Source organism: Paenibacillus sp. FSL L8-0502, assembly GCF_038593055.1.
Classification (GTDB): domain Bacteria; phylum Bacillota; class Bacilli; order Paenibacillales; family Paenibacillaceae; genus Paenibacillus; species Paenibacillus polymyxa_D.
In genome coordinates this window covers 2205759-2222022 of sequence record NZ_CP151958.1, presented here as the reverse complement: position 1 = coordinate 2222022, position 16264 = coordinate 2205759, and the positions used below count along the sequence as shown (strand labels likewise).

Annotated in this window: 13 protein-coding genes; all 13 read right to left on the bottom strand. The window is 46.0% G+C overall.

Features of this window, described 5'->3' with window-relative positions:
- Nucleotides 1-30: 30 nt before the first annotated feature.
- Entirely contained in the window at nucleotides 31-2703 is a 2673-nt protein-coding gene (locus NSQ57_RS10095; protein ID WP_209948044.1) for a DNA translocase FtsK, read from the bottom strand.
- A gap of 103 nt (nucleotides 2704-2806) precedes the next feature.
- A complete protein-coding gene (locus NSQ57_RS10090; RefSeq protein ID WP_023988229.1) occupies nucleotides 2807-3019 on the bottom strand; it encodes a YlzJ-like family protein in 213 nt (70 codons plus the stop codon).
- Nucleotides 3016-3864, bottom strand: coding sequence for an ATP-dependent Clp protease proteolytic subunit (locus NSQ57_RS10085; protein ID WP_029517034.1), 849 nt, complete (start codon nucleotides 3862-3864; stop codon nucleotides 3016-3018). Before NSQ57_RS10085 ends, NSQ57_RS10090 begins: the two co-directional genes overlap by 4 nt.
- Before the next feature lie 229 nt (nucleotides 3865-4093).
- Nucleotides 4094-5773 (bottom strand): ribonuclease J, encoded by a 1680-nt coding sequence (locus tag NSQ57_RS10080; protein WP_013309942.1) that lies wholly within the window; start codon nucleotides 5771-5773, stop codon nucleotides 4094-4096.
- 349 nt (nucleotides 5774-6122) lie between these two features.
- Nucleotides 6123-7004 (bottom strand): 4-hydroxy-tetrahydrodipicolinate synthase, encoded by an 882-nt coding sequence (gene dapA, locus NSQ57_RS10075; protein WP_318626650.1) that lies wholly within the window; start codon nucleotides 7002-7004, stop codon nucleotides 6123-6125.
- A 39-nt stretch (nucleotides 7005-7043) separates the two neighbouring features.
- The gene (dapG, locus tag NSQ57_RS10070) at nucleotides 7044-8261 is read right to left on the bottom strand and encodes an aspartate kinase (RefSeq protein ID WP_069011410.1); all 1218 of its coding nucleotides are present in this window, start codon (nucleotides 8259-8261) and stop codon (nucleotides 7044-7046) included.
- Nucleotides 8262-8284: 23 nt separating this feature from the next.
- Complete coding sequence (locus NSQ57_RS10065; RefSeq protein WP_318626651.1) at nucleotides 8285-9322, bottom strand: aspartate-semialdehyde dehydrogenase; 1038 nt, start codon at nucleotides 9320-9322, stop codon at nucleotides 8285-8287.
- 134 nt (nucleotides 9323-9456) lie between these two features.
- Entirely contained in the window at nucleotides 9457-10050 is a 594-nt protein-coding gene (locus NSQ57_RS10060) for a dipicolinate synthase subunit B (protein ID WP_029517031.1), read from the bottom strand.
- Entirely contained in the window at nucleotides 10047-10946 is a 900-nt protein-coding gene (dpsA, locus tag NSQ57_RS10055; RefSeq protein WP_029517030.1) for a dipicolinate synthase subunit DpsA, read from the bottom strand. The genes NSQ57_RS10060 and dpsA overlap by 4 nt, the downstream gene beginning before the upstream one ends.
- A gap of 185 nt (nucleotides 10947-11131) precedes the next feature.
- The gene (gene dut, locus NSQ57_RS10050) at nucleotides 11132-11578 is read right to left on the bottom strand and encodes a dUTP diphosphatase (RefSeq protein ID WP_013309936.1); all 447 of its coding nucleotides are present in this window, start codon (nucleotides 11576-11578) and stop codon (nucleotides 11132-11134) included.
- Nucleotides 11556-12821, bottom strand: a complete 1266-nt coding sequence (locus tag NSQ57_RS10045; RefSeq protein ID WP_209948042.1) for a pitrilysin family protein — start codon at nucleotides 12819-12821, stop codon at nucleotides 11556-11558. The genes dut and NSQ57_RS10045 overlap by 23 nt, the downstream gene beginning before the upstream one ends.
- A gap of 66 nt (nucleotides 12822-12887) precedes the next feature.
- Nucleotides 12888-13892 carry a polysaccharide deacetylase family protein gene (locus tag NSQ57_RS10040; protein WP_342425963.1) on the bottom strand — a complete coding sequence of 335 codons (1005 nt, stop codon included), beginning with the start codon at nucleotides 13890-13892 and terminating at the stop codon, nucleotides 12888-12890.
- Nucleotides 13893-14121: 229 nt separating this feature from the next.
- On the bottom strand, nucleotides 14122-16224 hold the full coding sequence (pnp, locus tag NSQ57_RS10035; RefSeq protein WP_039274655.1) for a polyribonucleotide nucleotidyltransferase: 2103 nt from the start codon (nucleotides 16222-16224) through the stop codon (nucleotides 14122-14124).
- Nucleotides 16225-16264: the final 40 nt, after the last annotated feature.

The following is a 16264-nucleotide window of genomic DNA, read 5'->3' as shown; positions in this document are numbered from 1 at the left end:
TTTTAATGTAGTGCTGGGTAGAGATAATGCTTAGGAACTAACTTTATTTTGCTGATATTGCTCCATTGAGATAAGAACCTCACGGGGCTTGCTGCCCTCGTAAGGGCCGATGACTCCGCGAGCTTCCATGGAGTCAATCAGTCGAGCAGCACGTGTATAACCGATCCGCATACGGCGCTGAAGGAGCGAAACGGAAGCTTGTTTAGCCTCTAAAATGATGTTGACAGCCTGATCGTACAGCTCATCCAGCATTTCATCTGCATCAGCCGATACCTCTTCCACCTCCGGCACTAGCGTCTCATCATACTGCGCTTCACCCTGTTCACGTACGTAGTTAACAATATTTTCGACTTCTTGATCGCTCATGAACGCTCCCTGAACGCGGACTGGTTTAGAAGCACCCATTGGCATGAAAAGCATATCACCACGTCCGAGCAGCTTCTCGGCTCCACCCATATCCAATATGGTACGGGAATCTACCTGCGAGGAAACGCCGAAGGCAATACGTGAAGGAATATTAGCTTTAATTACCCCGGTAATTACATCAACCGAAGGTCTTTGCGTTGCAATGATAAGGTGGATGCCTGCTGCGCGCGCCATTTGGGCAAGTCGTGCAATCGCATCCTCCACATCTCCCGCAGCTACCATCATTAAATCTGCCAACTCGTCCACAATAACGACGATGTAAGGCAGAAATGCATCCGGGTTATCTTTCATCAAATTATTGTATCCCTCAATATTACGGGTTCCTGATTTGGAAAATAACTCATACCTTTTTTCCATTTCGACTACAATTTTCTTCAATGCAAGTGAGGCACGCTTTGGATCAGTCACGACCGGAGCCAACAAATGCGGGATTCCGTTGTACACGTTCAACTCCACCATTTTAGGATCGACCATCAAAAATTTGACCTCATCCGGCTTTGCTTTGTACAAAATACTCGTGATGATCCCATTGATACACACTGATTTACCCGAACCTGTTGCCCCAGCTACAAGAAGATGGGGCATCTTGGCCAAATTACCGACAATCGTCTGTCCTGCAATATCACGTCCGAATGCAATAGACAAGCTGGAAGCTGACTCCTGGAAAACGGTTGTCTCCATTACCTCACGCATCGTTACAATGGAAACTTCATTATTCGGAACCTCAATTCCGATAGCAGATTTGCCAGGAATCGGAGCCTCCATACGGATATCTTTGGCAGCAAGTGCAAGCGCAATGTCATCCGTCAGACTCACAATACGGCTGACCTTCACTCCAATGTCCGGCTGAATTTCATAACGTGTTACGGCAGGGCCACGGACAACCTCCAGCACCTTCGCCCGCACACCGAAGCTTTCCAGCGTTGCTTCCAGTTTGCGTGCCGTTTGCATATAATCCTTTTGTCCCATACCTTTGCCTGCATTTTGTGGTTTAGCAAGCAAACGAAACGATGGTAGCTTGTACGGTTTAGGCGGCGGCGGAGCCGGGATAGCTGTATGGGTACCTTCAACCTCTTCGCCTGCCACCCCAGTTGCAATCGTCTGAGCTTGTCCCTGAGCACCTTCTAATGTCCCCTGAATCGTAGTCGAATCATCCATATCCTTATTCGCATTGGCACCCACAAAGTCATCATCCAGGGGTTCGTCAATAATGGAAGTCGTCTGCTCTGCCCCTGTCAGGGACTCTCCAAATTCAGCTTCCGTTCTTCTTTCCTCATGCTTTACTTGTTCGAAGAAATCCCTAATAATCGGCGACCTTTTTACCGGAATTGCAGCTTCCTGCTCAGCGTGTTCGACTACGTCAGACAGCTCTTCACTCTGGTTGCCATTTCTCCACTGGGCCTGCGCGTCCTCAGCTTCATATGGAAAATCATGCTCATCCTCATCGACGGAATGCTCTTCCTTGTCCGCTTTATCTGAATTCTTAAGACCAAACAACTGAAAGAAAATCGGTTGTTTGCGTGCAGGAGGCTGCATTTCGTCAAAGTCATCATCCATGTCTTCCTCATAGGCAGGAATCGGCTCAGACTTGATCTTTCTATTTCCATTACCTTTGCTAGATGCCGAAAGCGGAGTAGCTTTACCAGTCCACTTTTTGCGCACACTTCCCCCAGCTGCTAGCAGCTTGGTCTTTACAATCCGCACCAAATCCACATAGGACAGTTGAGTCATCAGCATGAAACAAATGACGAACATAACAATCATGATCAGTTTAGCTCCCGTGAGACCAAACAGCCACAACAGAACAGTAAGCTGCAACGCGCCTACGTAACCCCCGCTGATATCCTTGTTCAGCATTGAGGAATGGCCCTGCTGATCAGGCGACAGCAACTGCTCGCGCATATCTATATGTATCTGGGTCATCACTCCGCCCGGCTGAAGCGCGTTGATCGGCCCCAAACGCTGCTCCATAGATGAAATAGAACTCATAAGTGTAAAGGCAAATACCAACAGGAGCAAACCCGTTTTACGCGAGTTCCACTGGTTCGGCCACTTGCGGTGAATCATCACCATCAGACCATAATAAATGCCAATCAGAGGGATAACAAAATAGAATTTCCCTAATACGAGCCCAAACATCTTGGATAGCGACCGACCAACTGCCGCTTCACCCGATAACGCAATGACCGCTAATGTAATCAGCACAATGCCGTAAATTTCAAATTTTAGAACTCCGCCAAATGCGGCTTTCTTTTTTCTTTTTCTTCTTCTGGACATACAAGGTCACCCCCCAGAAGAATATTATACCACGTCACCCGGTATCCGCACATATGTTCTTTTTCAGCAGTAAATGACCGATTTCTATATTATTCGACAACTTCTACGACCATTCGATGACTTGACCGGGTCCATAACGCGGATTCAGGTAGGCTTCCAGCGGGCAGTCCAACAACCGTACAATGATCCCCCGACGACTTTCAAGCGGCTGTACCTGCATAAGTAGACCGTCTACTCGAACCTCTGCAAGCTCCTCAGCCTCTTTCCACATCCCTTGCCACACCATTTCCATTGGCATTACAGTATATAATGTCATTGGGATAGCTCCCCGCTATGCTCCCCTGACAGTGTCTCTGTAGGAGTTCCTGTGGCACTGGGAATAAAAGGAGCATACGGAGCCTGCTGTTGGATCCCAGCGTTCCCGTTTTGCTGACGCCGCGTTTCAATAATGGTGTTCAGCTGTTTTAAAGCCTCTCCGATCCCTCCAACCGCGTCCATCAATCCATACTTCACTGCATCGGCTCCCCCAACCGCTGTACCAATATCGCGGTTTAACTCACCGGTTTTAAACATCAATTCCTTAAACTGCTCTTCTGTAATACGAGAATGAGAAACGACAAAGCGTACGACACGTTCCTGCATTTTTTCCATATATTCAAAAGTCTGTGGGACTCCAATGACCAGGCCGCTCATACGAATAGGATGAATGGTCATCGTCGCACTCTCCGCAATGTAGGAATAAGTGGAAGACACAGCAATCGGCACACCGATGCTATGCCCCCCGCCTATCACAATGGTCACCGTTGGTTTACTCATCGATGCGATCATTTCAGCAATAGCCAGTCCTGCCTCTACATCACCACCAACTGTATTCAGCAAAATCATTAATCCTTCAATACGAGGATTTTGTTCTGCCGCTACCAGTTGGGGAATAATGTGCTCATATTTTGTCGTTTTGTTTTGAGGCGGTAAAATGAGATGCCCTTCAATCTGACCGATAATCGTCATGCAAAAAATATTGGACTCGCCTCCAGGCATGGAGGTTTGACCCAGTTGCTGCAAAGCCTCCATAGCAGGTAACGCGGGTCTTTGCCCAATTTCTGGTTGATCTGGCGTTTCCGTTTCCTCGTTGCCAGATGATAGATTGCTGTATTGTTCCATATGGGTGATCTTCCTTTCGCTTTACGCATCTATATGACCCGTAGTCACCCTATAGTATGGGATGTAAATGGAATATTTTATACCTACCCCCATGCCTTTCCTTGCCCTGAAAAATCAAAAAAGCCTCTCCTCCCGCGGAAACCGTCCAATATTTCCTGCGGGAAGAGAGGCGACTGTGTGCCTGTGACTTAAGTTTTTAATTCAGGTTTTTGAACAAATTTCAATTGAATCACACTTCCATTATAATTGGCAGGATCATCGGTCTGCGACGAGTTTGCTCATACAAGAAGCGACCCAATGCATCCTTGACATTTGTCTTGAGGGAAGCCCATTCATTTACATTTTCACTCATGAGCTTATGCAGTGTACTTGAGACAATACGATTCGCTTCATCGAGCAAACCTTCCGATTCACGGACATAAACGAAACCGCGGGAAATGATATCTGGACCCGATTTAATCGTTCCGTCTTGCTTGCTCAGCGTGACAACCACCACCAAAATACCGTCCTGTGACAGCAATTTACGGTCGCGCAATACGATATTTCCTACATCCCCTACGCCTAGTCCATCGATCAGTACGTTACCTGCTGTAACTTTACCAGCTCTGCGTGCTCCGCCATTCTGAATTTCAATGACTTCACCGATATCCGTGATGAAGATATTTTCAGGCTCAATACCTACGCCTTCAGCAAGAAGGGCGTGACGACGTTGCATTCTGAACTCACCATGAATTGGCAAGAAGAACTTTGGTTTCATCAGATTCAGCATCAGCTTAAGTTCTTCCTGGCTTCCGTGTCCAGAAACGTGAATACCTGGATTAGCTGCGCTGTAATATACATTGGCACCCAGACGGAACAGTTCATCAATTGTGCGTCCAACGTATTTTTCATTACCCGGTACCGGAGTAGCTGCAATGATGACTGAATCCCCTGGAAGAATGTCAACCTTTCGATGTGTGGAACGAGCCATTCTTGTCAAAGCGGACATCGGTTCGCCCTGACTGCCTGTGCAGAGAATAACTACACGGTCCGCTGACATTTTGCCAACTTCTTCAGGCTCAATCAGCATTCCATCCGGAATTTCCAAATAACCCAAGTCCGAAGCAATGCCTACGACATTAACCATGCTTCGACCAATAACTGTTACTTTACGTCCCGTTGCTTCAGCAGCATTAATTACCTGCTGAATACGATGTACGTTAGAAGCAAAAGTGGCTACGACCACACGCTGTCTCGACTTGCGGAAAATGTCTTCCAGCACAATACCAACGCTCTTTTCCGAAGGTGTAAAGCCCGGTTTCTCGGCATTCGTACTGTCTGACAAAAGAGCCAGTACGCCACGTGTGCCAATTTCAGCCATACGCTGCAAATCTGCATATTGTCCGTTCACCGGAGTATGGTCAAATTTGAAGTCACCTGTATGAACAACAGCGCCTTCAGGAGTATCAATACATACACCTACAGAATCCGGAATACTATGGTTGGTTCTGAAGAAGGTTGCTTTTAGTGTGGAACCCAGCTTGATTTCGGAATCAGCATTGATCAAAATACGTTTGGTTTCACCAAGCAGATTCGCTTCCTTCAGCTTGTTTTCCACCAATCCCAGCGTCAATTTGGTACCATATACTGGTACATTCAAATGTTTCAACACGTAAGGCAAACCGCCGATATGGTCCTCGTGACCATGAGTCAGCACAATGCCTCTTACTTTGTCGCGGTTCTCTGTAAGGTAGGAAATATCAGGAATAACGATATCAATGCCCAGCATGTCCTCTTCCGGGAATTTCAGACCGGAATCCACCACGACAATGTCATTGCCGTATTGAACGACATACATATTTTTCCCGATTTCACCGACGCCGCCCAAAGCGAAAATCATCAATTTATCGTTGTTTGTTTTTTTAGACAAATGAATCTAAACCTCCTATGGTAGTTGGACGTCGTACCTTGATTTGTTATTTAATTTTCAAAAAAATACCGCACCCAGTCACTTGACCCCATTATACATGATTAAAATACGAAAAAACAAGTCATCCTGTTCGTTACGCTAGGTTTCCCATTGCCGTCTCAAACCATTAGTATCTGTCATTTTATCTATATGCATGGTTAAAAGCACAGCAAAAAGGACGTCCTATAAGAACGTCCTTCATGCTGGAGGACCTTGTCAGACAATAAACTCTATCGGTTTTGTACCTACCGACTGCCCTTAACAAGGTTACTCCTTAGTATTAATTAATATCCTACATTCCTATTTGTCTTTAGCGGGTAAATAATTTCTTAATAAATTCCGCTTCATCCTCAGTTGGAGGAATGAGCGGCAACCGAACCGAACCAACCCTAATCCCTCGTAATTCCAATGCATATTTTACTGCCACTGGATTAGGCAGAGGATGAGGACAGCCAAACAAACCCTTGAAAATCGGGAACAACTGCTGATGCAACTTTGCTGCCTCCTGAGAGTGTCCTCCTACAAGTGAATCGATCATCTGCTTCATTTCAGCACCTACCACATGGCTCGCTACGCTGATAATACCATAAGCACCTACAGCCATAGCAGGCAACCCAGAAGCATCATCCCCGGAATAAACCAGAAAACCCTCTGGCGCTGCCGCTGCAATCTGTGTAACCTGCGCAAGTGATGCACATTCTTTGGTTCCCACAATATTTGGAATTTGTGCAAGACGCAGCGTTGTTTGAGCTGTTAGACTCGCTCCAGTACGGCTTGGAACATTATACAGTATAGCTGGAAGGGATGTGGAGTTTGCAATACTTTCGAAATGCTGATACATCCCTTCCTGATTCGGTTTATTATAATATGGCACTACCAGTAGAACACCATCTGCTCCTGCCTGCTCCGCGGCACGGGTAAGATGAATGGAGTGACGCGTATTGTTGCTGCCAGTCCCGGCAATAATTTTACATCGTCCAGCTGCTTTTTCTACAACAAAAGCAAACAACTTGATTTTCTCATCATCGCTCAGGGTAGGAGACTCTCCTGTTGTTCCAGATACAACAAGTGACTCTGAATGCTGTTCTTCTATTAAATAATCAATCAACGAGGACAATGCAGTCCAGTCAATCTCTCCTTGCTGATCAAAAGGTGTCACCATCGCGGTAATCAATCTGCCGAAGTTCACCATGCTGCCTCCTTTTTGCAAATCCGAGCACGGACCATGCACCTATTGATGGAGTTCAAATTTATTATGCAATGCGCGTACAGCCTGCACCATATCTTCTTTTTTAACAAGTACCCAGATCGTCGTGTTGGAATCTGCGGATTGAAGGATCTGTACGTCTGATTCTGCCAATGCCTCCACAATCGTCGCCATAATGCCCGGTACCCCGTTGATACCACCGCCTATGACAGAAACTTTAGCACATCCCGCCAGTATCTTAGGTTCTAGACCCAAACCGTTCAATACTTCAACCGCTTTGCTTCCATCATAATCGAACACAGTATAAACTGCCCCCGATGGCGTTACATTAATAAAATCAACGCTGATTCCATGTTCAGCCATAGATTTGAACACTTGTAATTGCAAGTGCTCCATACCCGGCTTTAATTCAACATTAATCTGAGTGACATTGCCAACATACGCAATACCGGTCACGAAACGGTCTACGATGTCTGCCTGCACGTCTTTAAAGCCTTCCGGATGGGTAACTAACGTACCTTCTCCTTCGGAGAAGGTAGAGCGAACACGGACCGGGATATTAGCCTGCATGGCGATTTCAACAGCACGAGGATGGATAACCTTTGCTCCCTGATGAGCCATATTACAAATCTCCGTATAGCTAACATGTGTAAGCGGCTTTGCGTTTTCCACAATGCGCGGATCGGCGGTCAATATACCATTCACATCCGTATAAATATCAACCATATCCGCATGTAGAGCAGCACCTAGAGCAGTAGCTGACGTATCGCTGCCTCCCCGACCCAAGGTAGTCATATCACCGTCTGCTGTTTGTCCCTGAAAACCTGTCACAATGACAACTCTGCCTTGGTTCAACTCTTCAACAACACGGTCTGGCTTTATATCCAAAATACGAGCATTGCCGTATTGATCATCCGTAATAAAGCCCGCCTGTGCCCCAGTTAGCACTGTAGCAGGAATACCTTCCTTCTCCATCAGGCTGCATAATGTAGCAGCAGAAATAATTTCACCACAGCACAGCAATAAATCCCGTTCGCGCTTTGGCAGACTGTCGCCGTTAGACACCGCCCAATCCAGCAGCGTGTCGGTGGCATAAGGCTCTCCTTTTCTCCCCATGGCCGACACAACAACAACCAATTGAAGATTTTGTTCCAGCTCCCTCTTCACATGTGCCAACACAAGTTTACGTGCTTCAGGTGTGGAAAGCGAGGTTCCTCCAAATTTTTGCACCAAAATACCCATTATTTTTCCCCCATATTGGAACGTTACTCCGCGTTTGCAGCAATAATTTCCGCGATTTGCACCGCGTTCCATGCCGCTCCTTTGAGCAGATTGTCGGATACGACCCACAAATTCAATCCACGGCTATTGCCCAAATCACGGCGTACACGCCCCACAAATACGTCAGGTTTTCCTGCAGCTTCAGATGCCAGTGGATAAAGCTGAGCAGCAGGATCGTCCACTAGCGTTACTCCCGGTGCTGAAGCCAGCAAATTACGGATTTCTTCTAAATCATAATCTTTTTTAAGTTCTACATATACAGATTCCGAGTGACCATATACAACAGGAATACGTACACACGTTGCTGTTACGTCCACCGATTCGTCACCCAGTATTTTTTTCGTTTCACGTACCATTTTCATTTCTTCCAGTGTATAACCATTGTCCTGGAATTTATCAATTTGCGGAATAGCATTGAAAGCAATCTGATGTTTTACTGGCAACGAGCCTACTGGCAACAGATCAGGCTGAACTTCATCACCGTTAAGAATCGCTGCGCTTTGACGATTCAATTCATCAATAGCTCGGCTTCCAGCCCCGGAAACGGCCTGGTATGTGGATACTATGATACGAGAAATGCCATACTGATCATATAATGGTTTCAAAGCAGCTACCATCTGAATGGTGGAGCAGTTCGGGTTCGCAATAATGCCTTGATGCTCGGCAATTTTGTCGCTGTTCACCTCAGGCACTACAAGAGGAGCTGTCGGATCCATTCGGAATGCATTGGTGTTGTCAATGCAAACTGCCCCATAACGAACAGCATGCGGCGCCAATTCCTTACTTACGTCTCCACCTGCACTAAACAAAGCAATGTCGATTCCCTCAAAGCTGTCGGGGGTAGCAATCTCTACTGGAATTTGCTGACCTTTAAAGCTAATTAACGTGCCGGCAGAACGAGGCGAAGAAAGAAATTTGATTTTGTCCACAGGAAAATCCCGTTTTTCCAGCAGATTTACGATCTGTTCTCCTACAGCGCCTGTCGCTCCAACGACAGCTACATTAAACTTTCTATTGCTCATCTGGTATATCTCCCCTTCTCGACTAAAAAACCATTTTTTATTCTGAAAGCATCCACCGCCAACAAGAAATTAGACCCGATACAATATCGAATCATCTTCTAGGCGAGGGATGCTCAGCAGTTAACTATAATACTTCATGGGGTCTTGCGTTCCACAATCATCGGCTGAAGCTGTTTGCCCTGCAATGCTTCATAAGCAGCCTCCGGAATCAACTCCATGTTAGCTACAAGCGAGTTCGGCTTTTTAACTGGATTGTCCTGTCCGAACGGTACAAAAAAGATATTTTTGGCTACGAGTAATTTGGCGATATTGGCAGCATTTAGGCCCAGTCCATCATTAGTAGATATGGCTAAAAGAAGTGGACGGCCGTTGCGCAATTGCGCCTTGGCAGCCATCAAAACCGGACTGTCTGTCATCGCATTCGCTAACTTACTCATCGAATTCCCCGTCAAAGGTGCAATCACCAGCACATCGAGTATTTGGGAGGGACCCAGTGGCTCAGCCTCCACAATTGTAGAAATGATATCATTCCCTGTTATATCTTTCAACTGTTTTTGCCAACTTTGCGAAGTACCAAAGCGAGTATCCGTTGTTAGCACTGTATTGGATATAATAGGGACGACCTTTGCACCCTCATCAACAAAGCGCTGTATAACAGGCATTACCTCTTCAAATGTGCAATGTGAGCCTGTAATTGCATAACCTACTGTTTTCCCTTGCCAACTCATTGTGCATCCCCCCGATCAGGATTATCTTCCATTAACAACTGCACCAGCGTATTCGCTATAATGGCACCAGCAGTTTTGGGAGCAACAATACCGGGAAGACCAGGGGCAAGCATAGCCTTGATTCCACGCTTTTCCGCATAACGGAAATCACATCCGCCCGGGGCGGAAGCAAGATCTATAATCACGGTGCTCAATGGCAATTTAGACAGGATTTGCGCTGTGATAATCATAGAGGGTATCGTATTAAAAATCAAGTCAACTCCCTTTGTCTCATGCGCTAAATCCCTTGTCATAAAAGGCTTCCAACCCATTTCCACGGCTCTCGCTGCATCCTCTGCCCGCCGTACTCCAACCTTCACTCTAGCTCCCAATCCCTGTAGTGCCCTTGCCATGGTAAATCCAGTCCGTCCCATGCCTAGAACCATACAATCTGCACCGTGAATCGTAAAATCAGTATGCTGAATGGCCATCATCAGTGCGCCTTCGGCCGTAGGTATAGAGTTGTATATGGCCACATCATCTCGCTCCAGCAGCTCTACCAGCTTTAACTCATGTCTGGTACAAATTTCTTTTAAGTACGTCCGCGCCATTCCTGTATATACAATACAATGAGGTGGAAGAGCAGCAGCATGCTCATTCAGGAACTGAAGCTTCTGTGCTCCGAAAAGTGCATTTACGTTGCCTTCCTCATCGCATCCCACCACCGGCAAAATCAATGCATCTGACGATTCCAGCAGCTTGACAGACAGTGGTTCTAGTGTCACTCCTTTGAGTGGTACTTCAAGCTTGTCAAAACCGACCACACTGACGGTAGCATCCATGTCCACACATTTACGGATTACCTCAAGCTGCCTCGCATCGCCACCCAAAACAACGACGCGTATTCCTGTTAGCATCCGGATCACTCCTTTCCGAGACACGATATGCTTTTAGTCTATGCGAGTGCCCGGAAAGGGGTGAAAAAACACAAAAAAAAGCCGCCTCTTTATGAGGCGACCTTTATATGCATACATGCTCTTAAGCAAGTAAATTCGAAGCTTTTACAAAATAGATATTCGTACATTTTAAACCAACCATCGCCTCAGCGTCCTGTATGACCAAAGCCTCCAGCACCACGCACTGTTTCAGATAATTGGTCTACTTGTTTCAGCTCTACCTCAGGTACAACTTGAAATACCATTTGTGCAATTCGCTCATTGCGCGTAATCGTGAATGATTCCTCGCCCAAATTAATAAGAAGTACCTTAATCTCCCCACGATAATCCGCATCAATTGTTCCCGGTGTATTGAGACAAGTAATACCATGCTTAAGAGCCAGTCCACTTCGCGGACGGATCTGTGCCTCCAATCCCGCCGGCATAGCTATTGCAAATCCGGTTGGAACGAGGCAACGCTTGCCGGGTTCCAGTACCAGATTTTCCTGTACTGCTGCATACAAGTCAAACCCTGATGCAAGCTCTGACATTTTGCGGGGCAGCTCAATATCTTCATTGCCCGCGAGTCTGTTAATTTCCACGTAAGTTAACAAAATAGTCCCTCCTCATATCCTTTACCGCTGAATCACTCGCTCCCACCATCGACAGGGCAAACGGCTCCGAGAACATCCGATCCAGCACTTTGTTCACATCATTCGCCGTCACTTGCTCGATATGTTCGATCATTTGATCCAGCGTATAATGCTGACCAAGCATTAATTCATTTTTTCCAAGCCGATTCATCCGGCTACCTGTACTTTCAAGGCTTAAAATCAAACTTCCTTTTAATTGCTCCTTACCTTTACGAAGCTCATTAGCGTCTAAACCGTTGACAGCCACATCTCGTAAAAGCTCCAGAGTCAAATCCAGCACGTCCTTTGTTTGTTTAGGAGCCGTACCTGCATAGATCGTGAACATGCCACTGTCCGCATGGGAGCTATGATAGGAATAGACCGAATAAGCAAGCCCACGCTTTTCCCGAATTTCTTGAAACAAACGTGAACTCATGCCGCCGCCGATCGCGTTATTCAGCAAAACCATAGCATACTGGAGGTCGTCACCCGTCGCAAATCCAGGTAGGGATAAACAAATATGATTTTGCTCCGTTGCTTTCTCATGATACAACAGTTCACCGTTAAACGCAGGTACTGTCAGCGGCGAAACGGTTCCATGATTGTCAAAATGTCCAAAATGTCGCTCCAACAATTCTACCAAGCGATCGTCAACATTACCAGCCACACTGATAACCGTATTGTCGATTGTATAATGTTCCCTCATGTAATGGCTGAGATGTGAGCTATCCATAGCAAGCAGGTGATCTTCGGTTCCGAGAATAGGATAAGCCAGTGGATGTTCACCATAGGCGGCGCGAGATACAAGATCATGCACCATATCATCCGGTGTATCCTCATACATGGAGATTTCCTCCAAAATCACATTCTTCTCTTTTGCCAATTCTTCCTGATCTAGTTTGGAATTAAAAAACATATCAGACAGCACATCAACTGCGATCGGTAGATGCTCATCCAACACTTTGGCATAATAGCATGTATATTCCTTCGAAGTAAAAGCATTAACATTTCCTCCGATGGCATCGAATTGCTCAGCGATTTCCTTAGCGTTAAAACGCTCTGTTCCTTTGAAAAGCATGTGTTCGATAAAATGAGAGATACCGCTATTGTCCGGCGTTTCATTCCGGGAGCCAGTTTTAACCCAGATGCCGAAAGAAACTGAACGCACGGTTGGAATTTTTTCAATGACCACTCTTAGGCCGTTTTTGAGTTGAATTCTTTCCACGATTGGCCCTCCTAAACTGAATTGCATACTTAGCCATAATGTTCAATCCTAACAGAAAAAAGACGTTCACTCAACCGGAACAGGTAGTTGCCGATCAGGGGAAAGCGTCTGACTGACAGTTCCGAGCATAAGTCCCTTACTACGAATGGCATGGATCATGCCTTTGAGAGCAGCCGCTGAGGAATCTGTTGGGTGCATTAATATCAGGGAGCCTGATTCTACCTTACTACTGATTTTGTTAATCACCGATTCCGGTGACGGATGTTTCCAATCTACTGTGTCCAATGTCCACAACACTGTTTTGAGCCCACTTTCTGCTGCTATATCCACCGTTTGCTGATTAAAATCACCCGAAGGAGGGGCAAACCAGTAATTTTTGATACCCAAAGTTTCTTGAAGAAGCACTTGAGTCTTTTCAATTTCTTGTGTGGCTCTGGCCCGACTCAGACGGCTCATATTCGGATGAGAGTAAGCATGATTCGAAAGCTCATGCCCTCTTTTTTGAATCTCCTTGGCGAGATCTGGATTTTTTTTCAACCAACTTCCATCAAGAAAAAATGTAGCCTTAACTTTTTCCTGATCCAACGTGTTCAGTATCGGCAGGATAAATTCATTCCCCCATGCTACATTGATCATGAAGGAGACCATCGGCTTTTCGGGATTTCCCCTGTATATTGGAACATTACCGAGCTGATTTAAATGTATTTTAGGTGCCAATTGCCGGTATACATATTGAATGGGTCGATCCGGAGATGCAATCGCTTTGCGATAGGTAGCATCCAAATCCACCTCCAGCCCGTTATAGCCTGGAATAGCCTTCCATACCCTGTCGATCTTGGCATCAACTGGCTCCCGCCGCTGACGGGCTGCTTCTGTTCTTAGTCGCTGCATAAGCGCATTATCGGGTAAAGCCGCCATCGCCATCGTTGTTTCAACTTTAGGCTCCCCAACTCCTGTAACGTCTCCATTGCGTAATTGATCAGCGAAGTCACGAACCCCGCTAAACTGTCCGATTATCAGTGTGATGGCTAAACTGGCTACCACCCACACTGCTCTTTTTGTCCTACTCATGATTCCTTCAGCCTCCCGCCCGTTTGTCCACATTGTATGCGGAGAGGAAAAGAACTATGACGCAGTAGCCTCTAGAAGCCCACTTTGGCGCAGCTTGTGCATATGTATGAAAAAAGAGCCAGAAACGTAGCTCTGCCTCTTTCCAAAAGCTTAAACAATGCTATTCAAATCCCTTGTACTGTTAATACGAAAAGCTACTCCTGTCTTTCTAGTCTGCAACATGCAGGTCCTAGGATTTTGCAGGTGCTTCTGCTGTCAGAACAGCCTTACGGGACAGATTGACACGTCCTTGTTGATCAATTTCGGTTACTTTCACCGTAATTGTATCCCCAATAGCAATTACATCTTCAACTTTGGCTACACGCTCAGTAGACAGTTGAGAAATATGAACCAGACCATCTTTACCTGGTAAAATTTCAACAAATGCACCGAATTTCTCAATCCGTTTTACTGTACCGATGTAAATCTCACCGACCACGACTTCCTTTACGATACCCTCAATAATGGAACGTGCTTTTTCATTCATCTCTTGATTTGTGGAAGCGATGAACACACGACCATCTTGTTCAATATCGATTTTCACGCCGGTTTCTTCGATGATTTTGTTGATGATTTTACCACCAGCTCCAATAACATCACGGATTTTGTCCGGGTTAATGTGCATCGTCATAATCTTTGGAGCATACGGAGACAACTGCTCACGTGGCTTCTGGATCGCTTCCATCATTTTGCTAAGAATGAACAAGCGTCCTTCTTTAGCTTGCTTGAGTGCATCCTGTAAAATCTGGCGGTCAATACCGTTAATTTTAATATCCATTTGAATGGCAGTTACGCCTTCCGCAGTACCAGCAACTTTAAAGTCCATATCGCCCAGGTGATCTTCCATACCTTGGATATCAGTCAATACGGAGACATGATCTCCATCCTTGATCAATCCCATCGCTACACCTGCAACCGGAGCTTTAATTGGTACACCTGCATCCATCATAGCCAGTGTACTTGCACAAATACTAGCTTGTGAAGTCGAACCATTCGATTCCAGTACCTCGGAAACCAGACGGATGGTGTATGGAAATTCAGTTTCGGAAGGAATTACTTTGGAAAGCGCACGTTCACCAAGAGCACCATGTCCGATTTCACGACGACCTGGCGCACGCAAAGGACGAGCCTCCCCTACGCTGAATGGCGGGAAATTGTAATGATGCATGAAGCGTTTTGTTTCTTCCAGATCAATACCGTCCAAAATTTGCACATCACCCAATGCACCAAGTGTACAAATGCTAAGTGCTTGCGTTTGACCGCGTGTAAATAAGCCCGAACCATGAGTACGCGGCAAGATGCTAGTGTCGCTTTCAATCGGACGAATTTCGTCAAGCTTACGACCATCAGGACGCACTTTATCATGCGTGATCAGACGACGTACTTCTTCCTTGACGATATCATAGAGAACTTCGCTCACGTCGCTCAAAAGCTCTGGTGTCTCTATGTATTGTGCTTCAAAATGGGCAACTGTCTCTTCGTTGACTGCATCAATCGCCTCTTGACGGGCATGTTTTTCTGCAATTTTAACAGCTTCCATTAAACGTTCAGCTGCATAAGCACGTACTTCACTGTTCACTTTTTCATCAACAGCATGCAGTTTAACCTGCATTTTCTCTTTACCTGCTACTTGCACCAATTGTTCAATGACTGCCACAATGTTCTTAATCTCATCATGACCGAACATAATGGCTTCCAGCATAACTTCCTCTGGAATCTCATTGCCTTCGGCTTCTACCATCATGATGGCATCTTTCGTTCCGGCTACAACCAGGTACATGTCGCTTGCATTCTGCTGTGCAATATCCGGGTTAATCACAAATTGTCCGTCTACACGTCCTACAGCGACTCCACCGATTGGCCCATTAAAAGGTACATCCGAAATGCTAAGTGCTGCCGAGGTTCCGATCATTGCTGCAATTTCAGGTTCGCAATCCTGATCGACACTCATAACCAGGTTCAACACCTGTACATCATTCCGGAAACCTTCCGGGAACAATGGGCGAATTGGACGGTCTGTCAAACGGCTGGACAAAATTGCTTTTTGACTCGGACGTCCTTCACGTTTAATAAATCCGCCAGGAATTTTCCCCACAGCATACAATCTTTCCTCATAGTTTACGGTCAGTGGAAAAAAATCCAAATCTTTCGGCTCACGGGAAGCGGTCACGGTACAAAGCACAACTGTTTCTCCGTAACTCACTTTAACTGCCGCATTGGCTTGTTTCGCAAGACGTCCTGTTTCCAGCACCAGCTTTCTTCCGCCGAGCTGCATTTCTACGCGTTGCTCCATGGTATCCCTCCATTTCATTTCATTGTAAAAGTTCTATACA